17 protein-coding genes and 1 pseudogene are annotated in these 25,165 nt (G+C 74.1%); 15 read left to right on the top strand and 3 right to left on the bottom strand.

Translation table 11 applies throughout. The features are described 5' to 3' along the window. The first annotated feature begins 109 nt into the window (after positions 1-109). Together groL and ACFTWP_RS07025 are read left to right on the top strand one after the other, a co-directional pair. On the top strand, positions 110-1,741 hold the full coding sequence (gene groL / locus ACFTWP_RS07020; protein ID WP_380263199.1) for a chaperonin GroEL: 1,632 nt from the start codon (positions 110-112) through the stop codon (positions 1,739-1,741). Between the two features lie 130 nt (positions 1,742-1,871). Next, the gene (locus tag ACFTWP_RS07025; RefSeq protein WP_380263200.1) at positions 1,872-2,873 is read left to right on the top strand and encodes a LysR family transcriptional regulator; all 1,002 of its coding nucleotides are present in this window, start codon (positions 1,872-1,874) and stop codon (positions 2,871-2,873) included. A gap of 338 nt (positions 2,874-3,211) precedes the next feature. On the opposite strand, the gene ACFTWP_RS07030 is transcribed toward ACFTWP_RS07025, so the two are convergent. Beyond that, the gene (locus tag ACFTWP_RS07030; RefSeq protein ID WP_380263201.1) at positions 3,212-3,538 is read right to left on the bottom strand and encodes a WhiB family transcriptional regulator; all 327 of its coding nucleotides are present in this window, start codon (positions 3,536-3,538) and stop codon (positions 3,212-3,214) included. A 553-nt stretch (positions 3,539-4,091) separates the two neighbouring features. Here ACFTWP_RS07030 and ACFTWP_RS07035 point away from each other — a divergent pair. From ACFTWP_RS07035 to ACFTWP_RS07050, 4 genes are all read left to right on the top strand, one after another. Next, a complete protein-coding gene (locus ACFTWP_RS07035; protein ID WP_014136228.1) occupies positions 4,092-4,703 on the top strand; it encodes a response regulator transcription factor in 612 nt (203 codons plus the stop codon). Positions 4,704-5,265: 562 nt separating this feature from the next. After that, the gene (gene shbA, locus ACFTWP_RS07040) at positions 5,266-5,823 is read left to right on the top strand and encodes an RNA polymerase sigma factor ShbA (RefSeq protein ID WP_073924730.1); all 558 of its coding nucleotides are present in this window, start codon (positions 5,266-5,268) and stop codon (positions 5,821-5,823) included. A 476-nt stretch (positions 5,824-6,299) separates the two neighbouring features. Further along, entirely contained in the window at positions 6,300-7,814 is a 1,515-nt protein-coding gene (gene guaB, locus ACFTWP_RS07045) for an IMP dehydrogenase (RefSeq protein ID WP_266323060.1), read from the top strand. A 198-nt stretch (positions 7,815-8,012) separates the two neighbouring features. After that, positions 8,013-9,140 (top strand): GuaB3 family IMP dehydrogenase-related protein, encoded by a 1,128-nt coding sequence (locus ACFTWP_RS07050; RefSeq protein WP_380263202.1) that lies wholly within the window; start codon positions 8,013-8,015, stop codon positions 9,138-9,140. Positions 9,141-9,201: 61 nt separating this feature from the next. Here the strand turns inward: ACFTWP_RS07050 and ACFTWP_RS07055 are convergent, their stop codons facing one another. Then, a complete protein-coding gene (locus ACFTWP_RS07055) occupies positions 9,202-9,768 on the bottom strand; it encodes a hypothetical protein (protein WP_380263203.1) in 567 nt (188 codons plus the stop codon). A 277-nt stretch (positions 9,769-10,045) separates the two neighbouring features. Here ACFTWP_RS07055 and ACFTWP_RS07060 point away from each other — a divergent pair, with 277 nt between their 5' ends. Continuing rightward, entirely contained in the window at positions 10,046-11,995 is a 1,950-nt protein-coding gene (locus tag ACFTWP_RS07060; protein WP_380263204.1) for a serine/threonine-protein kinase, read from the top strand. 51 nt (positions 11,996-12,046) lie between these two features. Here ACFTWP_RS07060 and ACFTWP_RS07065 read toward each other — a convergent pair whose 3' ends face one another. Next, entirely contained in the window at positions 12,047-12,589 is a 543-nt protein-coding gene (locus ACFTWP_RS07065; protein WP_380263205.1) for an SHOCT domain-containing protein, read from the bottom strand. A gap of 96 nt (positions 12,590-12,685) precedes the next feature. Here ACFTWP_RS07065 and ACFTWP_RS07070 point away from each other — a divergent pair, with 96 nt between their 5' ends. The 8 genes and pseudogenes from ACFTWP_RS07070 to ACFTWP_RS07105 all read left to right on the top strand — a co-directional run bounded on the left by ACFTWP_RS07070 (position 12,686) and on the right by ACFTWP_RS07105 (position 25,148). Beyond that, the gene (locus tag ACFTWP_RS07070; protein ID WP_380263206.1) at positions 12,686-13,759 is read left to right on the top strand and encodes a hypothetical protein; all 1,074 of its coding nucleotides are present in this window, start codon (positions 12,686-12,688) and stop codon (positions 13,757-13,759) included. Positions 13,760-13,921: 162 nt separating this feature from the next. Next, positions 13,922-15,583, top strand: coding sequence for a serine/threonine-protein kinase (locus ACFTWP_RS07075; protein ID WP_380263207.1), 1,662 nt, complete (start codon positions 13,922-13,924; stop codon positions 15,581-15,583). 105 nt (positions 15,584-15,688) lie between these two features. Further along, the gene (locus tag ACFTWP_RS07080; protein ID WP_380263208.1) at positions 15,689-17,317 is read left to right on the top strand and encodes a succinic semialdehyde dehydrogenase; all 1,629 of its coding nucleotides are present in this window, start codon (positions 15,689-15,691) and stop codon (positions 17,315-17,317) included. A gap of 103 nt (positions 17,318-17,420) precedes the next feature. After that, complete coding sequence (locus ACFTWP_RS07085) at positions 17,421-19,304, top strand: GMC oxidoreductase (protein WP_380263209.1); 1,884 nt, start codon at positions 17,421-17,423, stop codon at positions 19,302-19,304. A 390-nt stretch (positions 19,305-19,694) separates the two neighbouring features. After that, a complete protein-coding gene (locus tag ACFTWP_RS07090; protein ID WP_380263210.1) occupies positions 19,695-21,227 on the top strand; it encodes a hypothetical protein in 1,533 nt (510 codons plus the stop codon). 1,126 nt (positions 21,228-22,353) lie between these two features. After that, positions 22,354-23,949, top strand: a complete 1,596-nt coding sequence (gene guaA, locus ACFTWP_RS07095; RefSeq protein ID WP_190210829.1) for a glutamine-hydrolyzing GMP synthase — start codon at positions 22,354-22,356, stop codon at positions 23,947-23,949. A 176-nt stretch (positions 23,950-24,125) separates the two neighbouring features. Next, a pseudogene (locus tag ACFTWP_RS07100) lies at positions 24,126-24,662 on the top strand (DoxX family protein); the annotation flags it as partial. Between the two features lie 207 nt (positions 24,663-24,869). Beyond that, complete coding sequence (locus tag ACFTWP_RS07105; RefSeq protein ID WP_380263337.1) at positions 24,870-25,148, top strand: Rieske (2Fe-2S) protein; 279 nt, start codon at positions 24,870-24,872, stop codon at positions 25,146-25,148. Positions 25,149-25,165: the final 17 nt, after the last annotated feature.

Genomic DNA, 25,165 nt, shown 5'->3' on the forward strand with positions numbered 1-25,165 from the left:
CGGGCCCGCGGGTCCGTATCCGCCCCGCCCCGGATCCGTGTCTTCACCGACAGGGGCCCGGGGCGCGGCTGTTGGCTCACGTATTCAGTAACCCCTGAGGAACGGGAACATGCCGAAGATTCTGCAGTTCGACGAGGACGCCCGCCGCTCGCTGGAGCGCGGCGTGAACAAGCTGGCCGACACGGTCAAGGTGACCATCGGCCCCAAGGGCCGCAACGTCGTCATCGACAAGAAGTTCGGCGCCCCGACCATCACCAACGACGGCGTCACCATCGCCCGTGAGGTCGAGCTCGACGACCCGTACGAGAACCTTGGCGCGCAGCTCGTCAAGGAGGTCGCCACCAAGACCAACGACGTCGCCGGTGACGGCACCACCACCGCCACGGTGCTGGCCCAGGCCCTGGTCAACGAGGGTCTGCGCAACGTCGCCGCGGGCGCCGGCCCGGCCGCCCTGAAGAAGGGCATCGACAAGGCCGTCGCCGCCGTCTCCGAGCACCTCCTCTCGATCGCCCGCGAGGTCGACGGCAAGGACGACATCGCCGCCGTCGCCGGTCTCTCGGCGCAGGACTCGCAGGTCGGCGAGCTCATCGCCGAGGCGATCGACAAGGTCGGCAAGGACGGTGTCATCACCGTCGAGGAGTCCAACACCTTCGGCGTGGAGCTCGACTTCACCGAGGGCATGCAGTTCGACAAGGGCTACCTGTCGCCGTACTTCGTCACCGACGCGGAGCGTCAGGAAGCGGTCCTGGAGGACCCCTACATCCTGATCAACCAGGGCAAGATCTCCTCCATCCAGGAGCTGCTCCCGCTGCTGGAGAAGATCCTGCAGGGCGGTGCCTCCAAGCCGCTGCTGATCATCGCCGAGGACGTCGACGGCGAGGCGCTGTCCACCCTCGTGGTGAACAAGATCCGCGGCACCTTCAACGCGGTGGCCGTCAAGGCCCCCGGCTTCGGTGACCGCCGCAAGGCGATCCTGGGCGACCTGGCCACCCTGACCGGTGCCACCGTCATCTCCGAGGAGGTCGGCCTCAAGCTCGACCAGGCCGGCCTGGAGGTGCTGGGCACCGCCCGCCGCGTCACCATCACCAAGGACGACACCACGGTCGTCGACGGTGCCGGTGACACCGAGGCCGTCGCCGGTCGCGTCGCCCAGATCAAGGCCGAGATCGCCAACACCGACTCGGACTGGGACCGCGAGAAGCTGCAGGAGCGCCTGGCCAAGCTGGCCGGCGGTGTCTGCGTGATCAAGGTCGGCGCCGCCACCGAGGTGGAGCTCAAGGAGCGCAAGCACCGCCTGGAGGACGCCATCTCGGCGACCCGTGCCGCGGTCGAGGAGGGCATCGTCGCCGGTGGTGGCGCCTCTCTCGTGCACGCGCAGAAGGTGCTCGACGGCGGCCTGGGCCTGTCCGGCGACGAGGCGACCGGTGTCGCCGTCGTCCGCAAGGCGCTCGCCGAGCCGCTGCGCTGGATCGCCCAGAACGCCGGTCTCGAGGGCTACGTCATCACCCACAAGGTGGCCGAGCTGGAGGCGGGCTTCGGCTACAACGCCGCCACCGGCGAGTACGGCGACCTGCTGAAGGCCGGCGTCATCGACCCGGTCAAGGTCACCCGCTCCGCTCTGGAGAACGCGGCCTCGATCGCCTCGCTGCTGCTCACCACCGAGACCCTCGTGGTGGAGAAGCCGGCCGAGGAGGAGGCCTCCGCGGGCCACTCGCACGGCGGCCACGGCCACTCGCACTGACGCCTGACCGTTGACCGGAGGCCCGGTCGCGCCCCATGGGGTGCGGCCGGGCCTCCGGCGTACTGCTCCAATGTTCAACCACATATCAGGATAATTTTGCCAATGGCAAAGAGTGCCTTATAACTGAGGCATGATCGAGGCCCGCCATCTCCGCGTCCTGCGTGCCGTCGCCCGCACCGGGTCCTTCTCCGCCGCCGCGCGGGAGCTGGGCTGCACCCAGCCCGCCATCAGCCAGCAGATGAAGGCCCTGGAGAAATCCGTGGACACGCCGCTGGTGGTCCGGGTCGGGCGGGGCATGCAGCTCAGCGAGGCCGGCCGGGTGCTCCTGAAGCACGCCAACGGCATCCTGGCCGGACTCTCGGCGGCCGAGGAGGAGGTCGCCGCGATCGCCGGGCTGCGGGCCGGGCGGGTGCGGCTGGTGTCCTTCCCGACCGCGAGCTCCACCCTGGTGCCTCCCGCGGTCGCCGAGCTGCGGAGCACCCACCCGGGGCTGCGGGTGTCGCTGGTCGAGGCGGAGCCGACCGAGTCGCTGGCGATGCTGCGCGGCGGCGAGTGCGAGGTCGCGCTGGCGTTCCGGTACCCGGACTCGCAGGGCGCGGCGACCGTTCCCGCCCCGCACGGCACCCCGCGCGAGGCGCGCGCCGAGGCCGTCCTGGAGGCGGCGGCCGCCGCGGCCGCCAACGACTGGTCCGACCTGGTGGTCCGCCCGCTGCTGGACGACCCGCTGGTCGGACTGCTGCCCGCCGGGCATCCGCTGGCCGACCCGGCGGGCGAGCGGCCGGTGGAGCTGGCCGAGCTGTCGCAGGAGCAGTGGATCGCCGGCTGCCCGCAGTGCCGCGGCCACCTCGTGGAGCTCTGCGCGGCCGCCGGCTTCGAGCCGCGGATCGACTTCGCCACCGACGACTACCCCGCGGTGGTCGGCCTGGTCGCGGCCGGCCTCGGGGTGGCCGTGCTGCCGGGGCTGGCGCTGGACTCGGTGCGCCAGGAGGGCGTGTCGCCGGTCGGGCTGCGGGCCGCCACCGGTGAGCCGGCGCTGCGCCAGGTGGTCGCCCTCACCCTGCCGGACCTCGCGGAGGTGCCGGCCGTGGCCCTGATGCTCGACCGGCTGGCGGGAGCCGCCGCCCGCCGCTGACCCGCCGCGGACCCGGGCCCGGAGGGGGCGAGGGCCCGGGTCGGGCGGGTGCCGTGGTCGCGGTGCCGTGGTCGGTGGCACCGGGAGGGGCGCCGCAGGGGTCGGGACGCCGCGCAGGCCGGCCGGCGCCGGGGGTGTCGACGGGTGTTCGGGGATGGTCGGCGCATCATCAGGTCGGGCATCGGATCAGAGCATCGGATCAAAGCATCAGGTCAGGTCATCAGGTCAGGTCATCAGAGCAGTGCATGAGGGCAGTGCACGAGGGCAGTGCATCTGGTCGAGGTCGGGCACGGGGAAAGCCGTGAAGAAACGTTTCCTCACGGTGCGGCGACGGTCGTCTAGCGCCGTACGCCCGACGGCATCGTCAGCGGGACCTCGGCCAGGCGGTTGCGCGATCGGCCCATCATCTCCTCGCGCTCGTCCTCGGTGAGGCCGCCCCACACGCCGTACGGTTCACGGACCGCCAACGCGTGTGCCGCGCACTCGGTGCGTACCGGGCAGCGCATGCAGACCTCCTTGGCACTGGCCTCGCGCGAGCTGCGCGCGGCGCCGCGCTCGCCCTCCGGGTGGAAGAAGAGCGAGCTGTCCACGCCTCGGCACGCGGCGGAGAGCTGCCAGTCCCAAAGGTCCGCGTTGGGGCCGGGGAGGCGGGAAAAATCTGCCATGGCTCATTCCCTTCAAGGGCTCGTCGGCCCCGCGCCGGCCCGGGGATCGCTCGGCTCGGCTCGGCGGGGCTTCGGTGCGCTGGTGTGGACACCTGGAAATATGACTTAAGGCAACCTCATGGACAAGTCACCCACAGAGTGACACAACAGTCAATGACCATACAAAAGCTATAAAAACGGGCAAAGTGGGCATGTGGTTTGGCGGGCGGACACGTGGCGATCGAGTGGCCGGTGCGGGTGTGCGGTCCCGTACCGGCGTGCGCGTCGCGCGCCTACCGCGCACCAGCTGCAGAAAAGTGCGGCGCGCGCCCCGCGATGCGGCCGATCCGTGATGGGTTGGCCACGTACAGTGGTGGAGATGGCCCTGAAGGCCGTAACTCATTCGAGTGACGGTCGTTGGATGTGCGGAGGCGGTTAGCGGGCGCCGGACGTCGGGAACGATCGCGGGGAGAACCGGCGATCAGCACGAGGTCTGTCGCCAATCGGCCGTGTCGGAGAGATTCGTACCAGCCAGGAGGCTCAACGTGACGCGGATCAGCAGCGGAGGACGGTCATGACTTCCGTTCTCGTTTGCGACGATTCCCCGCTCGCCCGCGAGGCGCTTCGCCGCGCGGTCGCGACCGTACCCGGTGTCGACCGGGTCACCACCGCGACGAACGGTGAGGAGGTCCTCCGCCGCTGGGTGGCCGACCGCTCCGACCTCGTCCTGATGGACGTCCGGATGCCCGGACTCGGCGGCGTCGAGACGGTGCGGCGGCTGCTGTCCGCCGACCCGGGCGCGCGCATCATCATGCTCACCGTCGCCGAGGACCTCGACGGCGTCGCCCTGGCGGTGGCCGCCGGTGCGCGGGGGTACCTGCACAAGGACGCCTCGCGCGCCGAACTGCGGGCCACCGTCACCCAGGCCCTCGCCGACCCGACCTGGCGGCTCGCCCCGCGCCGGCTGCGCAGCCCGGACATGGGCGCGGCGCCGACCCTGACGGCGCGTGAGATCCAGGTGCTGGAGGGCATGAGCCACGGCCGCAGCAACGCGGAGATCGGCCGGGAGCTCTTCCTCTCCGAGGACACCGTGAAGACGCACGCCCGACGGCTGTTCAAGAAGCTCGGCGCCTCGGACCGCGCGCACGCGGTGGCCCTGGGGTTCAGGTGGGGCCTGGTGCGCTGACCGGCCCCGGTCGGGCTCCCGCGGCACCCTCCTCGCGATTCCCCTCGCGCAGACGTGTGACGTTACGGTCCCGAGGTTGCACCATGGAGGAGTGGAGCACCTCGGGGACCAGCGGACAGGCACTGCGGCGGACGACGCAGCCGCAGGACACTCGGCGGACGGCGCGGCAGGCGGGACAACCGACGGCGGCGGGGCGGGAGGCGGCACGGTGCACGACGGTCCGGTGCACGACGGTCCGGGGCTCGACCCGCCCGTGCCCACCGTGCCCCGGGACGGCGGCCGGCCGGTACTCGGTGTGGCGGCGGCAGCGCATAACGTTCCGGTGCACAACTCCGGACGCGGTGCCATGTTTTCCGGTCCGACCAGGCACCATGGACCGATGCGCGACGACGTTGACCCCGCTCCCCGCGGGGCGGGCCCAGAGGAGGCCGGGCTCTCCGGCCCGGGTCGGGAGTCGCCGTACGCCGACGGCCCGTCGGCGGAAGAGGTCGACCGGGAGCCGCACGCCGCCCCGGGCGGCGAGGAGCGCCCGCCCGTTCTGGGGGCCGCCGGATCGCCGCTGATGGCCGACCTGGTCGCCGCCGCCGTGCGCGGCGAGGGTCCGGCCATCGACACCCTGCTGGCCTACGTCCACCCCCTGGCGCTGCGGTACTGCCGCGGTCGGCTGGTCCGGCTGCCCGGCGGTGCGCGTCATCACGTGGACGACATCGCCCAGGAGGTCTGCGTGGCGGTGCTCTGCGCCCTGCCGCGCTACCGGGACCAGGGCCGGCCGTTCGAGGCCTTCGTCTACGGCATCGCCGCGCACAAGATCGCCGACCTGCAGCGGGCCGCGATGCGCGGGCCGGGATCGACCGTGATCCCGCCGGACGACCTCCCCGAGCTGCCGGACGACGCGCTCGGCCCCGAGGAGCGCGCGCTGCTCAGCAGTGACGCCGCCTGGGCGAAGGAGCTGCTCTCCAACCTTCCGGCCCGTCAGCGCGAGCTGGTGCTGCTGCGGGTGGCCGCCGGCCTGTCGGCGGAGGAGACCGGCGAGGTGCTCGGGATGTCGCCGGGCGCCGTCCGGGTCGCCCAGCACCGGGCGCTCAGCCGGCTGCGGGCGCTGGCGGAGGAATCCTCCTGACGGCTGGGCCTCCCGCGCTCCGGCGCGGCCCGCGGTCGACCGTCTCCCGTGTTCCGGCGTGTCCCGCGCTCCGTGTTCCGGCGTGTCCCGCCCCCGGGCCGCCGAACGCCGGCGCCCGCCGGACTTTCCGGGCATCCCGGAACGCGGCGTGATCGTACCGGCACGTACGGACCGTGGAATCACCCACGTGTGATCAGTGTTGTCAAGGGGGCGCGAGTCGGCATTCCCGGTGCCAGTACCATGGGGTATCGGCGCCTGGGCTGGTCGCCAAAGTTTCGTGGGTGCGGACGGGGTTCCCCTGGAGGTTCCTCCAAGGCACCGAGCGTTTCGGTGGCCTGTGCCTGTGCCGGTGAGCGCGCGGGTGTGACGGGGCCGTACCACGGTCGGTCGTCCGCCCGAGCGAGGATCAGTGCGCCCCCACCCTCGACCGGGCGCATTGCAATGGATTCGGCCGGCCACGGAAGGTAACCCCCAAGATGCCCATCAACGACGGCGTCAACGCCGCAGGCGTACCCGAGAAGTTCGCGATGCTCGGACTCACGTACGACGACGTCCTGCTGCTGCCCGGGGCCTCCGAGGTGCTGCCGAACCAGGTGGACACGTCCTCGCGCGTCTCCCGCAACGTGCGGGTGAACATCCCGCTGCTCTCGGCCGCCATGGACAAGGTCACCGAGTCCCGGATGGCGATCGCGATGGCCCGTCAGGGCGGCGTCGGCGTCCTGCACCGCAACCTGTCGATCGAGGACCAGGTCAACCAGGTCGACCTGGTCAAGCGCTCCGAGTCCGGCATGGTCACCGACCCGATCACGGTCGGCCCGGAGACCACCCTCGGCGAGGCCGACGCGCTCTGCGCCAAGTTCCGGATCAGCGGCGTGCCGATCGCCGACGAGGCCGGCCGGCTGCTCGGCATCGTCACCAACCGCGACATGGCCTTCGAGTCGGACCGCAGCCGCAAGGTGCGCGAGATCATGACGCCGATGCCGCTGATCACCGGCAAGGTCGGCATCTCCGGCGAGGACGCGATCGGGCTGCTCCGCCGCCACAAGATCGAGAAGCTGCCGCTGGTCGACGACGAGGGCCGGATCAAGGGCCTCATCACCGTCAAGGACTTCGTCAAGGCCGAGAAGTACCCGAACGCCGCCAAGGACGCCGAGGGCCGCCTGCTGGTCGGCGCCGCCGTCGGCGCCAGCGCCGAGGCCTTCGACCGCGCCCAGGCGCTGGTCGGCGCCGGCGTGGACTTCCTGGTCGTCGACACCTCGCACGGCCACAGCCACAACGCGCTGTCCTGGATCGCCAAGATCAAGGCCGCCGTCGGCATCGACGTCGTCGGTGGCAACGTCGCCACCCGCGACGGCGCCCAGGCGCTGATCGACGCCGGCGTGGACGGCGTGAAGGTGGGCGTCGGCCCCGGCTCCATCTGTACCACCCGCGTGGTCGCCGGCATCGGCGTCCCGCAGGTCACCGCGATCTACGAGGCCGCGCTCGCCTGCCAGGCGGCCGGTGTGCCGGTGATCGGCGACGGCGGCCTGCAGTACTCGGGCGACATCGGCAAGGCGCTCGCCGCCGGCGCCGACACCGTGATGCTCGGCAGCCTGCTGGCCGGCTGCGAGGAGTCGCCCGGCGAGCTGCTCTTCATCAACGGCAAGCAGTTCAAGTCCTACCGCGGCATGGGCTCGCTGGGCGCCATGCAGACCCGCGGCCAGGCGAAGTCCTTCTCCAAGGACCGCTACTTCCAGGCCGAGGTCTCCTCCGACGAGAAGCTGATCGCCGAGGGCATCGAGGGCCAGGTCCCCTACCGCGGCCCGCTCTCCGCGGTGCTCTACCAGCTGGTCGGCGGTCTGCGCCAGACCATGGGCTACGTGGGCGCCGCCACCGTCGCCGAGATGGAGAGCAAGGGCCGGTTCGTCCGGATCACCTCCGCGGGCCTCAAGGAGAGCCACCCGCACGACATCCAGATGACCGTCGAGGCCCCGAACTACACCAGCCGCTGAGCACCCCGCTCGCCGGCCCGCGGGAGGCCCGCCACCACCCGGTGGCGGGCCTCCCGCGCTGTTCGGCGGCGGTGCCCCCGGTGCCCGCCGGCTGTCCGCCCGTTGACCGGCTGCGCCGCGCGGGCCCGCGGGTGCGGGATACTGGGGGCGGCCGGGGTGACCCGGCAGGTATGAGCGAGAAAACCGGAAGGGCTCGAAGTGACTGAGATCGAGATCGGGCGAGGCAAGCGCGGACGCCGGGCGTACTCCTTCGACGACATCGCCGTCGTCCCCAGCCGCCGTACGCGGGACCCGAAGGAGGTCTCGATCGCCTGGCAGATCGACGCCTACCGCTTCGAGCTGCCGTTCCTGGCGGCCCCGATGGACAGCGTGGTCTCGCCCCAGCAGGCCATCAACATCGGCCGGCTCGGCGGGCTCGGCGTGCTGAACCTCGAAGGCCTGTGGACCCGGTACGAGGACCCGCAGCCGCTGCTCGACGAGATCGCCGCGATGACCGACGAGGCCGCCGCCACCCGCCGCCTGCAGGAGATCTACGCGGCGCCGATCCAGGCCGACCTGATCGGGCAGCGCATCAAGGAGGTCCGCGAGTCGGGCGTCGTCACCGCCGCGGCCCTGTCGCCGCAGCGCACCGCGGAGTTCTCCAAGGCCGTAGTGGACGCCGGCGTCGACGTCTTCGTGATCCGGGGCACCACGGTCTCCGCCGAGCACGTGTCCGGCGCGGCCGAGCCGCTCAACCTGAAGCAGTTCATCTACGAGCTGGACGTCCCGGTGATCGTCGGCGGCTGCGCCACGTACACCGCGGCCCTGCACCTGATGCGCACCGGCGCGGCGGGCGTGCTGGTCGGCTTCGGCGGCGGCGCCGCGCACACCACCCGCAACGTGCTCGGCATCCAGGTGCCGATGGCGACCGCGGTGGCGGACGTCGCGGCCGCCCGCCGGGACTACATGGACGAGTCCGGCGGCCGGTACGTGCACGTGATCGCCGACGGCGGCGTGGGCTACAGCGGCGACCTCGCCAAGGCCGTGGCCTGCGGCGCGGACGCGGTGATGATCGGCGCGGCGCTGGCGCGGGCCACCGACGCCCCGGGCAAGGGCTTCCACTGGGGCATGGAGGCCGTCCACGAGGAGCTGCCGCGCGGCAAGCGGGTGGACCTCGGCACGGTCGGCAGCACCGAGGAGATCCTCACCGGCCCGTCGCACACCCCCGACGGCACCATGAACCTCTTCGGCGCCCTGCGCCGCGCGATGGCCACCACCGGCTACTCGGAGCTCAAGGAGTTCCAGCGGGTCGAGGTCACGGTCAACTCGGCGCCGCAGCACGGCTGACGACGACAGACCCGTGGCCCCCGCCGGAGCGATCCGGCGGGGGCCACGGGCGCGTCCGGGGTCAGCCGGCCGTCCGCCGGGTGAAGACGAAGCCCTCGAAGACCGCGATCCCGTAGAACAGGGCGTCCAGCGGCTCCAGGGTGGCCTTCCAGCCCTCGACGGTGAGGTCGAACTGCGGGCCGAACAGCTCGCCGACCGAGGCCCCGGTGAGCTCGTGCAGGTACAGGGTGACCCCGAAGAACTGGCCGAGCAGCAGCGAGAGCGCCGCCAGCAGCGAGCCGACCACCGGCAGCACCGGATTGCGGCCGCCCAGCTTGCCCAGCGGCCAGGCGACGGCCGCCGCCAGGCCGATGACCAGCCAGCCGAACTCCCGGTCCAGGGCCTTCGTCAGGAACCCGTACGCCAGCGCGCCGGCCAGCATGCCCCCGAGGGCGGCCGCCACCGCGGCGACGGCGTTCGGGCGCCGGCGCGCGCTGGGCGGCAGCGGGGCGTACGCGTACGGTGCCGGTGCGCCGGGCATGCCCGGCGCCACGTAGCCGACCGGGGCCTCGGGCTCGTACATCGGCGCGGCGTAGTGCTGGGCCGCGGGGCCTGCCTTGCCGTCAGAGCCTGGCGCGGGTGCGGTCATGCGGGTTCCCCCCGGGGACGTGTGGTGCGGCGGCGTCGAAGGTTAGCAGCGCCGATGCGCCCCGGAACACAGGGATTTGATTACGGGTCGGGCACAGAGCGCCGGTCGTGCGACGGCGCACGCCGTCGCGGCTCCGGCGGCCCCGCCCCGCGGGCCAGGGGCCGGGTGGTCGGGGAGCCCGTCGACAGGGGATGATGGAGGCTTGGCATGCGGAGCCCGACGCCGGGCCGATACGCCGTCACTTCGACCGCCAGCACCACATGGGGGAACTCTCCAAATGACCCAGGCGCAGGGTTCCACCGGCCGTCTCCTGGCCGGACGCTACCGGCTGAACGCAGTGCTCGGACGGGGCGGTATGGGTACCGTCTGGCGGGCCGAGGACGAGATGCTCGGCCGGGTCGTCGCGGTCAAGGAACTGCGGATGCACGGCGGTGTCGACGAGGAGGAGAAGCACCGCCTGATCGTCCGCACGCTGCGCGAGGCCAAGGCGACGGCGCGGATCCGGCACACCGCGGCGGTCACCGTCTTCGACGTGGTCGAGGAGGACGACCGGCCGTGGATCGTCATGGAGCTGGTGGAGTCCCGCTCGCTGGCCGAGGTGATCAAGGAGGACGGCCCGCTCACGCCCGTCCGCGCGGCCGAGATCGCCCTCGACCTGCTGGGCGTGCTCGGCGCCGCCCACAGCCACGGGATCCTGCACCGCGACGTGAAGCCCTCCAACGTGCTGATCGGCGAGGACGGCCGGGTCGTGCTCACCGACTTCGGGATCGCCAGCGTCGAGGGGGACGCGTCGGTGACCTCGACCGGGATGCTGGTCGGCGCGCCCTCCTACATATCGCCCGAGCGGGCCAGGGGCCAGAAGCCCGGGCCGCCGGCCGACCTGTGGTCGCTGGGCGGCACGCTCTACGCGATGCTGGAGGGCAAGCCCCCGTACGACCGGGGTTCGGCGCTCGCCACCCTGACGGCCGTGATGACCGAGGACCTGGCCGCGCCGGCCAACGCCGGCCCGCTGAAGCCGGTCATCGAGGGGCTGCTGGAGAAGGACCCGGCGCGGCGCCTGGACGCCTCGCAGACCCGGGCGATGCTGCGGCGCGTGGTGGCCCAGGCCACCGTGAAGTCCGAGGCGACCACCCAGCAGCGGGTGCCGGTCGCGGACGCGCCGGACGCGACCCCGCCGGCCGCCGCGGACGCCCCGGTCGGGGACGCCCCGGCCGGCGACCGCCGCCCGGTGGCCGGGCTGCTGGGCACCGTCCGGGTGGGCAGCAGGTCCAAGGCCCCGCAGCCGGCGGACCCGGGGGCGCCGGCGCCCGCCGCCGCCCGGACCCCGGACCCCGCCGAGAGCGCCGCCGCGCCCGCGCCCGGCCAGTGGTCGGCGGGCGAGACCGTCCGGGCCCGGCGCGGCGCCGGGCTGGTACGGGCCGTGGGCGGGCGCAAGCGGGCCCTGATCCTGCTGGTGGCCCTCGTGGTGCTGATCGCCGCGGTGGTCCTCTCCCAGGCGCTGGGCGACTCCGGTCAGGGCGGTACGGCGAAGGGCGCGACCGGCTCCGCGCCGGCCGCGAACCCGGCGCCGGGCCAGGACGGCGGCCAGCCGGTGAGCCCGGCCGGGAGCGCCTCGCAGAACGCGCCGCAGAACTCCACGGCCGACCCGGCGCAGAGCGCCGCGGGGGCGGCGCCGTCGGCCGCGGCGCCGGCCACCCAGGCGACGGCCGGCCAGCCGCCGGCGACCCAGCCGGCCGCCTCGGCCGCGACCCCGCCGGTCACGACCCCGCCGGCCGCCGCGGCCGTCCCCGCGGGCTACCGCGAGTACAAGGACCCGTCGGGCTTCTCCATCGTGCTGCCCGACTGGCTGGCGGACGCGGGCAAGGACTACGACGACAGCAGCCGCAGGTTCGAGGGCCGGCACGTGAAGCTGGTCGTCGACTGGACCCAGCCGGGCGGCGCCAGCGCGCTCGCCGACTGGCAGAGCGCCGAGGCCGGCCAGCGCAGCGGCAGCTACCAGCGGGTGGCGCTGCAGGCCGTCACCTACCGGCAGTGGACCAACGCGGCCGACTGGGAGTGGACCTTCGGCAGCTCCACCCGGATGCACTCGCTGAACCGGGGCTTCGTCACCGGCGGCGGCAAGTACGGCTACGCCCTCTACTGGACGATGGCGGACGCGGACTGGGCCGCGCCCGAGTTCGCGCAGGCCCGGCAGACCGGCTTCGACACCTTCCAGCCCGCGCCCTAGCGGGGCCGGTCCGGCGGCCACCGCCGGTCGGGTCGGGCCCGGCCCGGGGAGTCAGCCGATCAGGCGCTGCTTGGCCCGGGTGAACTCCTCCTCGGTGAGGGCGCCCGCGGTGCGCAGCGCGGCCAGCCGCTCCAACTGGTCCAGCAGGTCGGCGCCGGTCGCGGGGGAGCCGGTGGCCGGGCCGGTGGCGGCCGGGGCGGCGGTCGCGCCCTCGCGGGCCGCCCGGGCGCTCTCCCGGAGCCGTTCGGCGAACGGCTCGGCCTTGGTCACGTCCTCGAAGCGGTGGGCGCCGGTGAGCGCGACCACCTTCAGCACCTCGCCGTTGAGCCTCGTCCGGGTGACCGTCACCTCGGTGACGGCCTCCAGCGGAACCGGCAGCGGCGGCTTGCCGTCCTTCAGGAAGAGCAGCCGGTGCGTGGTCAGGACCAGCGCGCCCTTGCGGAAGTGGTCGGGGTGTCGGGCGGCGGTCGCCGCGACGGGGCGCTCGCCGGGTGCGATGGTGGCCTCGACGGTCCGGACGGCCGCGGCCCGCCCGCGGTCCTCGCCGTTTCCGGCCGCGTCGAAGGCCACATCGATCAGATCGGTCCAGTCCACGGATCGAGCGTACCCGCGACGGCCACGTACGCTGGCGGTGACGAGAGGAACAGCATGCTGGCGGGCCCGGGGCAGGTGTTGGCAGGGCGGTACCGGGTGACGGACCGTCCGGAGTACCTGCGGGTGCTCGCGAAGGACGAACGGACCGGCACCCCGGTGAGACTGACGGGACTGGAGTTGCCCGGCCTGCTGTCGGCCGGCGGCCCGGCCTACGGGGGCGCCCAGGCCGCCGAGACCTACGAGGACCCGGTGCCGGCGCAGGGCGAGCGGCTGGTGCGCAGGGTGGCCGCCGCGGCGGCCGGGGTGCCAGGGCACCCGCGGCTGCTCGGCGCGGGCGGGGCCTTCGTCGACGGCGAGCTGCTCTGGACGGTGGAGGAGTACCCGGGCGGGGTCTCGCTGGCCGACCTCGCGGCGGACGGTCCGGTGGCCCCCTACCGGGTCGCGGAGCTGGCCGCGGACCTCGCCGGGGCACTGCGGGCGCTGCACGAGGACGGTCTGACGCACGGAAACGTTTCGGCCGACTCGGTGCTGGTCTGCGAGGACGGCGCCGCGCTGCTGGGCGGCCTGGAGGCCGGGGTCGCGCTGGAGGCGCTCTGCGAGGAGCTGGGCGGTCCGGCCGGCCGGCGCCGGTACGAGGTGCGGGCCGGACTGCTCGGTCCCCGCACCGAGCGCTGGCCGATGGACGGCGGCCCGGCCGGTGACTGCTGGGCGCTGGGCGTGCTGCTGTTCCGGCTGCTCACCGGCGCCGGGCCGTACCCGGAGGACGACCTGCCGACGCTGCTCGGAGCCGTCCGGGACGACCGGCGGGCCTCCACCCACGGCTGCGGTCCGCTCGGTCCGCTGGTCGGGCGGCTGCTCCAGCCGGACCCGGCGCTGCGGCCGACCGCCGTCGAGGCGTGGCGGGAGCTGACCGAACTGCTGGCCGGCGCCCCCGAGCCGTTCGGTTCGGCGCCGCCGGTGCTGCTCCCGGTGATGCGCCCGGAGGGTCCGCTGGTGCCCGTCCAGCGCCGTGACCGTCGGCGCGCCGCCGCTCCGGCCGCCGCGGGGGACGACGGGCGGCCCGGCCGGCCGCCGAGGATCCCGCCGGCCCTGCTGGGGCCGCTGCTGGTGGCGGGGGTGCTGGTGGCGCTGGTGCTCGGGGTCGGCGCCGTGGTGTTGTTCGCAGGCTGACGGGCCGCCCCGCAGGTCACGGGGCGGTCACGTGGCCGGGGCGGAATCCCTGGAATGGAACGTCCGGCCTAATCTGTGCGTGAGAGTTGTTCGAGCGGTGGTCGGCGGTGCACCGGGCCCTCCGTCGGGGTGACGGCAGGTGGATGAGGGGGAGCGGTCGCGATGGGCGTTCAGGATCGGCCGGAGGCGCCTGTCGCGCAGCGGTTGCTGGCGGACCGCTACGAGCTGGGGGAGCGGCTCGGCCGCGGCGGCATGGGCACGGTCTGGCGGGCCCGGGACCGGATGCTCGACCGCGAGGTGGCGGTCAAGGAACTGACCGTCAGCCACCTCCCCGAGGAGGAGCTGGAGATCCTCAACGCCCGGATGAAGCGTGAGGCCAGCGCCGCTGCCCGGATCAAGCACCCCGGCGTGATCACCGTCCACGACGTGCTGGAGCAGGACGGCCGGCCGTGGATCGTGATGGAGCTGGTGGACGGCCGCTCGCTGGCCGACGTGATCAGCCAGGACGGCACCCTGCTGCCCCGGGAGGCGGCCGAGGTCGGCGCCCAGGTGCTGGCCGCGCTGCACCGGGGCCACCAGCTGGGCGTGCTGCACCGGGACGTCAAGCCGGGCAACGTGCTGCTGGAGCGCGGCACCGGCCGGGTGGTGCTGCTGGACTTCGGCATCGCGACCTACGAGGGCTCGGCCGAGCTGACCCGCCCCGGCGACCTGGTGGGATCTCCGGACTACCTGGCGCCCGAGCGGGCCCAGGGCGAGCGCCCCGGCCCGGCCTCCGACCTGTGGGGCCTCGGTGCGACGCTGTACGCGGCGGTGGAGGGGGAGTCGCCGTTCCGGCGCACCTCCCCGCTGACCACGCTGGCCGCGGTGGTCGGCGACCCGCTGCCGGAGCCGCGCAGGGCCGGCGCGCTGGGCCCGGTGCTGGCGGCGCTGATGGCCAAGGACCCGGCCGAGCGGCCGACCGCGGACGAGGCGCTGCGGATGCTCGCCGAGGTCACCGCGGGGCACACCATGGGCTTCAAGAAGCCCGAGCCGAAGAGCCCGCCGAAGGTGCCGACCCAGTCGGTGCCGGTGGTGGACCGGACGGGCACGCCGGCGCTCGCGGAGGACCCGGAGCCGGTCACCGTCCCGCGGGCCGCCGAGCCGGCGACCCCCGCCACCACGCCCGTCACCCCGGTGCCGGTGGCGCCGGCCGCCCCGGTCCGGCGGCGCTCGCGCGCCCGGCTGGTCCTCCAGGTGGCCGCGCTGGGCCTGGCGAGCGCGCTGGTGGCCGGCGGGGCCGCGTACCTGGTGACCGCCCAGAAGGACCGGAACGGCGGCGCCGCGTCCGGGCCGACCGGGACGGCCGCCCCGCAGTCCCCGACCGCCGGCGCGCCGGCGCCGGCGGGCTACCGCTGGACGGAGGACCCGGGCGGTTTCCGGTTCCTGCTGCCGGAGACCGGCGGGGTCTGGCAGCGCAGCATGGACCGCAACCAGATCTACTACAGCCCCGACAACAAGGTGCACTACCTGCAGTTCGCGGTGACCGTCGGCCAGTCGACCCGCCCGCTCGACCACCTCGGGCAGCTGGAGCTCACGGTCAGCAAGAACCTGGCCGGATACACCCAGCTCAAGATGGCGGACGCGAAGGTCAAGGGCCACGACGCGGCGGTCTGGGAGTTCTCGTACGCGGCGAAGGAGGGCGGCCGCCGGCACGCCGTCGAGGCCGAGTTCATCGACGACCAGGGCACCGCGTACGCCGTCTACCTGTCCTGCCCGGAGAAGGACTGGACCGAGGGCGAGCAGCGTTTCACCACGGTGCTGAACAGCTTCGAACCCACCCGCTGAGGCCGGGCGCCCGGCTCGCCCTCCCGGGGCCGGGCGCGTGAAGTCTCCTGTTTTCCGGTTACTGGCGGGTACCGAACCGGCCGCCGAGCGCCTAGGCTTCGCCGCATGACGGACCTCACGGCAGATGCACAGGCGCCCGCGCAGCCCGGACGCAACCCCGCCGCGCCGGGTGGCGCCCGCACCGTCGCCTCGGCGGTCCCGCAGGCCCTGGTCGCCCGGCTCGCCGCCGGTGTGACCGCGGCCGGCGAACCGCGGACGGTCGACACCGTCGCGCCGCTCACCGGCGAGCGGCTGGCCACGCTGCCGCAGTCCACCCCGGCCGACGTGGAGCTGGCGTACGAGCTGGCCCGCCGCGCCCAGCGCAACTGGGCCGCGCTGCCGGTGCGCCGGCGCGCCGCCGTCCTGCTGCGCTTCCACGACCTGCTGCTCAAGCGGCAGGACGAGGTGCTCGACCTGATCCAGGCGGAGACCGGCAAGGCCAGGCTGCACGCCTTCGAGGAGGTGCTGGGCGCCGCACTGGCCGCCCGGCACTACGGCCGCGCCGCGCAGAAGTACCTGCGCGACCGCCGCCGGGGCGGCGCCGTGCCCGTCCTCACCCACACCGTGGAGGCCCGCCGCCCCAAGGGCGTGGTCGGCCAGATCTCGCCGTGGAACTACCCGCTGGAGCTGTCCGTCGGCGACGCCCTGCCGGCCTTCGTGGCCGGCAACGCGGTGGTCAACAAGCCCGACACGCAGACCGCGCTGACCGCCCTGTGGGCCCGCGAACTGCTGATCGAGGCCGGGCTGCCCGCCGACCTGTGGCAGATCGTGATCGGCGACGGCCCGGTCATCGGGCCGGCCGTGGTCGAGCACGCCGACTACGTCTCGTTCACCGGCTCGACCCGCACCGGGCGCGAGGTCGCGCAGCGGGCCGCCGCCCGGCTGGTCGGCGCCTCCCTGGAGCTGGGCGGCAAGAACGCCCTGCTGGTGCTCGCCGACGCCGACCTCGACAAGGCCGCCGAGGGCGCCGTCCGGGCCTGCTTCTCCTCGGCCGGCCAGCTCTGCATCTCGGTGGAGCGGCTCTTCGTGCACCGCTCGGTGGCCGACGAGTTCCTCGCGCGCTTCGCCGAGCGGACCCGGGCGCTGCGGCTCGGCGGCGGCCTCGCCTACGGCGCGGACATGGGCTCGCTGGTCTCCGAGCGCCAGCTGGAGGTCGTCAGCGGGCACGTGGAGGAGGCGGTGAAGGCCGGCGCGACCGTCCTGGCCGGCGGTCGGGCCCGCCCCGACCTCGGCCCGCTGTTCTTCGAGCCGACCATCCTGGACGGCGTCACGCCGGGCATGGCGGTGTGCGCCGAGGAGACCTTCGGCCCGGTGGTCTCCGTCTACCGCTTCGACACCGAGGACGAGGCCGTCGCGGCGGCCAACTCCACCTCCTACGGCCTGAACTCCAGCGTCTGGACGAAGGACGGCCGGCGCGGCCGGGCGGTCGCGGCCCGACTGCGCACCGGGACGGTCAACGTCAACGAGGCGTACGCCGCGGCCTACGGCTCGGTCGCCTCGCCGATGGGCGGGATGGGCGACTCCGGACTCGGCCGCCGGCACGGCTCCGAGGGCATCCTGCGCTACACCGAGGCGCAGACCATCGCGAGCCAGCGGCTGCTGCCGATCGGACCCTCGCTGGGCATGGACGACGCGCGGTTCGCCGCCCTGTTCACCACCGGTCTGCGGGCGATGAAGGCCTTCCGGCTCAAGTAGCCCGTACGGCGGCGCGGTTCACCGCCGGGCGGGTGTGGTCCTCCGGTACGTCGAGCGATAGGTCGGTGGTGCGCCGGCCGGTACTTCGAAGGAGCAGCGGGCGATGGCAGCGACACCGGAGGCGGCAGTGCCGTCCGAAGCGGACGACCTGACGGACGCCCGACCGGAGGCGGAACGCCCGTCCGGCGAGGGGGAGTTCGACTACGACGTGGTCGTGGTCGGCTCCGGCTTCGGCGGCTCGGTCACCGCCCTGCGGCTGACCGAGAAGGGGTACCGGGTCGCCGTCCTGGAGGCCGGCCGGCGGTTCCGCGCGGACGAACTCCCGTCCACCTCGTGGGACACCAGGAACTACCTCTGGGCCCCCGCCCTCGGCCTGTACGGCATCCAGCGGATCCACCTGCTGGCCAACGTCCTGATCCTGGCCGGTGCGGGCGTCGGCGGCGGCTCGCTCAACTACGCCAACACCCTGTACGTACCGCCGAAGCCGTTCTTCGAGGACCGCCAGTGGCGCCACATCACCGACTGGCAGGAGGAGTTGGCGCCGTTCTACGACCAGGCGCAGCGGATGCTCGGGGTGCGCCTGAACCCGACCGTCACCCCCGCCGACGTCCACCTCAGGGCGGCGGCCGAGAAGATGGGCGTCGGGGACACCTTCCACCTGGCGCCGGTCGGCGTGTTCTTCGGCGACGGCGGGGACGCCGCGGGCGAGGTCAGGGCGGCGCCGGGCGAGGAGAGCGAGGACCCGTACTTCGGCGGCGCCGGGCCCAGGCGCCGGGCCTGCACCGAGTGCGGGGAGTGCATGACCGGCTGCCGGCACGGCGCGAAGAACATGCTGACCGAGAACTACCTCTACCTCGCCGAGCGCAACGGCGCGCGGATCCACCCGCTGACCACCGTGTCCCGGATCCGGGAGAGCGGCGGGGGCTTCGCGGTCGACGTGCGGCGCACCGACTCGCGCTCCCGGGACCGGGGGAAGGCCGGCGCCCGGACGATCACGGCGGCCCGGGTGGTGGTCGCGGCCGGCACCTACGGCACCCAGAGCCTGCTGCACCGGATGCGGGACGGCGGCCACCTGCCCGGCATCTCGGCCCGGCTCGGCGAGCTGACCCGCACCAACTCCGAGGCCCTGGTGGGCGCGCAGACCAACGACCGGCGCTACGGGTCGAAGGCGGACTTCACCAAGGGCGTCGCGATCACCTCCTCCATCCACCCCAACGAGAACACCCACATCGAGCCGGTCCGCTACGGCAAGGGCTCCAACGCGATGGGCGCGCTCTCGGTGCAGCAGATCCCCGGCGGCGGCCGGGCGCCGCGCTGGCTGACGTACGCCGTCACCGCGGCCACCCACCCGGTCAACTTCGTCCGGTCGATGACCCTGCACCGCTGGTCGGAGAAGACCATCATCGGCCTGGTGATGCAGTCCCTGGACAACTCGATCACCGTCTCGGTGAAGCGCAAGGGCCTCGGCAAAGGCAAGCTGACGTCGAGTCAGGGGCACGGCGAACCCAACCCGACCTGGATCCCGGCCGCCGAGGAGGGCGCCCGGGCGCTGGCGGCGGAGATCAACGGGTTCCCCGGGAGCACCATCGGCGAGATCTTCGACATCCCGATGACCGCGCACTTCCTCGGCGGCTGCCCGATCGGCGACGCCCCCGAGACCGGCGTGGTCGACCCCTACCACCGGCTGTACGGGCACCCGGGGATCAGCGTGGTGGACGGCTCCGCGGTCTCGGCGAACCTCGGGGTCAACCCCTCGCTCACCATCACGGCGCAGGCCGAACGGGCGATGTCGATGTGGCCGAACAAGGGCGAGGCGGACCCGCGCCCGGCCCAGGGCGAGGCCTACCGGCGGGTCGCGGCGGTGGCGCCGGTGCGCCCGGCGGTGCCGAAGGGCGCCTTCGGGGAGCTGCGGCTGCCGCTCCTCGCCGTGCCGGCGGTGCCGAAGAAGTCCGTGGCGGCGGACCAGGTCGGGTCGGAAAAGCTCTAGGACCGGCCTCCCGGGCGGGAGTTCGGGCCCGTACCGCCGCCGGTTGACAGTGTCTGACGGCCGGTGGGATAAACAGTGGCTCATCGAGGCTTGCGACGACGGGGGAACGCAGCTGTGGCCATCTGTGCATCGTGCGGGGCGGCATCGGCCCAGGGGGCGCAGCGCTGCGCCTCCTGCGACCGGCCGCTCGCGCCGCCCGCCGCGGCGGGGCCGCCCACCGCCCCGCCCCTGCCGCCCACCGCCCCGCCGGTGCCGCCGGCACCGCTCGCGCCACCGGCCGTGCCCGGCGACCCGGCCGCCTGGCCGGCACCGCCGGTGCCTCCCGCTGCGCCGCCCGTCACGGCTCCGCCCGTCGGCGCTCCGCCGGTGGGGTCCTGGGGTGCGGGCACGGTGGTCGCCCCCGCGGCGGCCCGCTCCGCCGTGCTGCGCTGGCTCACCGGGGCCGACTGGCGTCCCGCGCTGCGGGTGGTGCTCGCGCCCACGGGCGTCCTGCTGGTGGCGGCCCTGCTGGCGGCGATCCCGAGCGACTACGGCGGCGCGTTCCCGGCGCCCTTCGGCTCCCGCCTGGGGGCGGCGCTGGCGGCCTCGCTCGCGGCGCTCGGCGCGCCGTTCGCCCTGCACGTCTCCCCGGACTGGGGCGTCGACGGGGGGCAGCAACTGGTGTTGGAGTACCTGCTGCGGGTGGCGCCGCTGACGGTCACCGCCCTGTGGCTGCTGGCACTCTGGCTCGGTCTGCGGATCGGGCTGCGGCGGCGGCAGGCGCGCTCCGGCGAGCAGCTGACCGGGCGGCGGGCCTTCGGTGAGGCGGTCCGCACCGGGCTGGTGGCGGCGGCCGTCACGCTGGTGCTCGGCGTCCTCGCGGGCGGCAGCTTCCGGCCCGCCCGCGGCGCCGGCGTCGACGTCGACCTGCGGGTCTACCCGTCCCTGACGGGCTTCGGTCTGGAGGCCCGCTGGCTGGAGGCCGTCCCCTGGACGTTCCTGCTCGCCGGCCTGACGGCGCTGCTGGTGTACGGGACGGACGCGGCGCGCTGGGCGGCCTGGCGCAGTACCGAGGTGCGCGGGTGGGCGGTGGCCGCGCTGTCGGCCGCCCGGGTGATCGGCCTGGTGGTGGCCGTGGCCTCGGCGGCGGCCTTCGTGGTGGTCGCGGTGCAGGGCTCGGCCGGCGCCACGCTCAGCTCGCTGGCGTTCCTGCCGAACCTCGGCCTGCAGCTGCTCGGCTTCGGCTCGGGGGCGACCTTCGAGGCGGGACGGCAGTACGGGATGTCCGTGGACGGACTCCCGGTCTCCGGGGTGCGGTTCTCGTTCTTCGACCTGCACGACGCCCCCGGGGACTGGCGCTGGGCCGGCCTGCTGGCGGTGCTCGCCGTGGTGCTGCTCGGCCGGTCGGCGTTGCGCCACCGGCTGGGCGCGGCGGAGCGGATCAAGCTCGCGGTGCTGTACGCGGCCTTCCTCAGCCTGCTGATGCTGCTGGGCGGTGCGGGGCTGACCGTCAGCCAGTTGGGCATGGGTGGGATGCCCGGCGTTCGGGGCTACGGCCAGACCTCCTCGGCGGGCCTGGCCCTCGCCTCGGTGGTGCTGGCGAACGTCGTCTGGGCGGCCGTCGGCGCGCTGGCCGTGCCGCGGCTGCTCGCCTCCCTCGGTGTCGGGCGGTCGGGGGCGGTCGGCGCCGCCGGCATCCCCGCGCAGACTCCCCACGGTGGGGGCGAGACGGGGGCGCACGACTTCGCCTCCGCGCCCCAGGGGCCGCCGACCGTCGTCCCGCCGACCGTCGTTCCGGCGCCGACCGACCTGCTGGACTCGGACCGGGCTGCGGCGTCGGCCGGCAGCGGTCCGGCGCTCTCCCCTGCGCCCTCCCCGGAGCCCTCCCGCGAGGCGGGCGAGGACCCCTCGGTCTGGCGCAGGCAGGACCAGACGGACGCGTAGCGCCGCTGCCGGCCAGGGCGGGCCGGCAGCGCTGCCTCCGGCGCCGCCCCGGTCGCGGTCGGGCCCGGAAAGGGCAAAGGGCCCCGCGGGGGAACGGGGCCCTTTGTCGCTCAGCACTCGGCGTCAGGGCTGCGCCGGTGCTGTGGTGACGGCGCCGGGGGAAGAGCGCCGTCGCGGCGGATGGCTTCGGATGTCGCGCCCCGCGGCCGGCGCGGGTGAGCCGGGGTGCGGCGGGTGCGCGGTCGTGCGCGGTCCGGCGCGACGGTGCGCGCGGGCCGACGCTCACGGAGCGTGAGGTGATAACCGTTGTCGTCGTCGGGTTGCGACGCCACCGGCACGGACTCGCCGCCGACCCGACCGCGGTCGCCTGCGAACCCCCTCAACCAGCATCGTGCTGGACACAGGCCTTGCTCTGCAACCGATTCGACGCAGTTCGGCACAGTCCATTTTGCCGAAAGGCCCGCCGCCCGGTCCGCCCGGAAGCACCGCGGTGCCTCCGTCGCGGGCCCGCTTCCACGGCCGGGCAGCCGCTGACCGGGGCCCCGGGTGCGGGGAGTGATGATCACGTTGAGTAGTGGGACCGGGCCGGAGCGCATGGGGACGCGCGTAGCGGCGCGGGGCGGCGGGGGACGTGCGCCGGTGGGGACGGGGGGACGGTCCGGGGGTGCGACGGCCGCCGCCCGGGCGTCCCCGGGCAACGGCCGCCCCACCTCCTTGGGTCCAGTCGCGGCCGGGGTCGCTGTCCCCTGCTGTCCGGTCGCGGCACCCGCGCACGGTCCCACGGCGGGCCGCGCCCGGCTGCGACCGGAACGACGGCGGCGCCACGTGCGCCGGTGGACTGGCGATGAGCTCCACGCGTGGTCCTGCAAAGCCCGTACGGCACCACCCCCGGACCTGCGGGGCCGAGGCGGCGCACCTGGCGGGTGCGTCGCGGTCGTACGGTCGTGTGGAGAACGAGCCGGCGGCCCGGGCGGTCACGGTGCCAACAGGGTGACGTACCGGGTGCAGCGGGAGGCCCCGGGCGGGCCGGTAGACTGGGGGCCGACACCCCCACATACCACCCGCCGCCGCCCTGCCGGGCGCCGTGGCGTGTGGCACCTCCCGTTCCGCTGCCGGAAGGCCGTTCGTGTCCTCTGCTACCCCCGACCACTCCGTACCGCCGGCCGACACCGTCCTGGTCGTCGACTTCGGCGCCCAGTACGCCCAGCTCATCGCCCGCCGCGTCCGTGAGGCCCGGGTCTACAGCGAGATCGTGCCGAGCACGATGCCCGTGGAAGAGATGCTGGCCAAGAACCCCCGGGCGATCATCCTCTCCGGCGGCCCGTCGTCCGTGTACGCGGAGGGCGCCCCGACCGTCGACCGGTCCCTCTTCGAGTCCGGCGTCCCGGTCTTCGGCATGTGCTACGGCTTCCAGCTGATGGCCACCACGCTCGGCGGCACCGTCGACGACAACGGCGCCCGGGAGTACGGCCGCACCCCGCTGACCGTCTCCAAGACCGGCTCGACCCTCTTCGAGGGCACCCCGGCCGAGCAGTCGGTGTGGATGTCGCACGGCGACGCCTGCTCGGCCGCGCCGGAGGGCTTCACCGTCACCGCCTCCACCGACGTGGTGCCGGTCGCGGCCTTCGAGAACGACGAGAAGAAGCTGTACGGGGTCCAGTACCACCCCGAGGTGATGCACTCCACGCACGGCCAGCAGGTGCTGGAGCACTTCCTCTACCGGGGCGCCGGCATCGAGCCGAACTGGACCACCACCAACGTGGTCGAGGAGCAGGTCGCGCTCATCCGCGAGCAGGTCGGCAGCAAGCGCGCGATCTGCGGACTCTCCGGCGGTGTCGACTCCGCGGTCGCCGCGGCCCTCGTGCAGAAGGCCATCGGCTCGCAGCTGACCTGCGTGTACGTGGACCACGGCCTGATGCGCAAGGGCGAGACCGAGCAGGTCGAGAAGGACTTCGTCGCGGCCACCGGCATCCAGCTGAAGGTCGTGGACGCCGAGGAGCGCTTCCTCGCCGCCCTCGCCGGGGTCAGCGACCCCGAGACCAAGCGGAAGATCATCGGCCGCGAGTTCATCCGGGTCTTCGAGCAGGCCCAGGCCGAGATCGTGGCCGAGGCCGGCGCGTCCGGCGAGGACGTCGCGTTCCTGGTCCAGGGCACGCTCTACCCGGACGTGGTCGAGTCCGGCGGCGGCACCGGCACCGCGAACATCAAGTCGCACCACAACGTCGGCGGCCTGCCCGACGACATCGAGTTCGAGCTCATCGAGCCGCTGCGCAAGCTGTTCAAGGACGAGGTCCGGATGGTCGGCCAGGAGCTCGGCCTGCCGGAGGAGATCGTCCAGCGCCAGCCGTTCCCCGGCCCGGGCCTGGGCATCCGGATCGTCGGCGAGGTCACCAAGGAGCGCCTGGACCTGCTGCGCGAGGCCGACGCCATCGCCCGCGAGGAGCTCACCGCGGCCGGCCTGGACCGCTCGATCTGGCAGTGCCCGGTCGTGCTGCTGGCCGACGTCCGCAGCGTCGGCGTGCAGGGCGACGGCCGCACCTACGGCCACCCGATCGTGCTGCGCCCGGTCTCCTCCGAGGACGCCATGACGGCCGACTGGTCGCGGGTGCCCTACGAGGTGCTGGCGAAGATCTCGACCCGGATCACCAACGAGGTCGACGAGGTGAACCGCGTGGTGCTGGACGTCACCAGCAAGCCGCCGGGCACCATCGAGTGGGAGTAGTCTCCCGCCGGACTGAACAGCCGCGCCGTCGCACCCGTATCCATGGGAGCGGCGGCGCGGCCGTTCGCGGTGCGGGGCGCCCACCGGGTGGGCCCTCCCACCGAAAGCGCTCGGCAACGGGCAGAATCGGACCGGATCTGTCAGGGGGCTGACGGGCCGTGAAGGAAGGTGGAGGCATGTCGGAGGCCAGCACGGACGCGGCCGGCGGTACGGGAGCCGGCGGTACGGGACTCGGCGGCGGCAGCCGGGCGGAGCGGCTGCGCGGGCTCGCGTCGCGGTACGCGCTGCTGCCGCTGCGGCTCTTCCTCGGGGTGACCTTCGTCTACGCCGCGCTGGACAAGCTCTCCGACGCGCACTACCTCGCCGGCGCCGCGGACCCCGCCTCGTTCGTCTCGCAGACCCAGGCGGTGAAGGCGGCCAGCCCGATCTCCTTCCTGCTCGGCCCGGCCCTGGACGCGCCGACCTTCTTCGCCCTGCTGATCGCCTTCGGCGAGCTGGCCGTCGGGCTGGGCACCCTGTTCGGACTCTGGGGCCGGATCGCGGCCACCGGCGGCGCGCTGATCAGCGCCAGCCTCTGGCTCACCGTCAGCTGGGGCGTCACCCCGTACTTCCTCGGCAACGACCTCGTCTACCTGATGGCCTGGACGGCCCTGGTCCTGGCCGGCACCCCGTACCTCTCGGTGGACGGCTACCTCGCGGCCCGCGGGAAGCGGGACCGCGCCCGGGGCCTGGGCGACGCGCAGATCCGGCGCCGCTCCCTGGTGGACGGCTCCATCGCGGCCGTCGCGATCGGCGGGGCCGGGCTGCTCACCGGATCGCTGACGGCCACCTTCGGCCGGGACAAGACGGTCAAGCCCCGGCAGACCGCCGCGCCGACGCCCGCCGGACCGGTCGTCTCGGTGGCCGTCTCGGCCGTCCCGGTGGGCGGCTCGGCCCAGGTCAAGGACCCGGCCACCGGCGACGCCGTCTACGTCGTCCAGCCGACGGCCGGCCAGTACTGCGGCTTCTCGGCCGTCTGCACCCACTCCGGCTGCGCGGTCGACGCCCCCAAGAACGGCCAGATGTACTGCCCCTGCCACGGCTCGAAGTTCGACGCCGCGACCGGCGCGGTGATCAACGGCCCGGCCACCAAGCCGCTCCCCAAGTACGCCGTCACCAAGGACGGCGACAAGCTCAACCTCGGCGCCGTCCAGGCCTGAGCGGCCCGCAACGGCCC

The sequence above is a fragment of the Kitasatospora sp. NPDC057015 genome, from assembly GCF_042673745.1.
Classification (GTDB): domain Bacteria; phylum Actinomycetota; class Actinomycetes; order Streptomycetales; family Streptomycetaceae; genus Kitasatospora.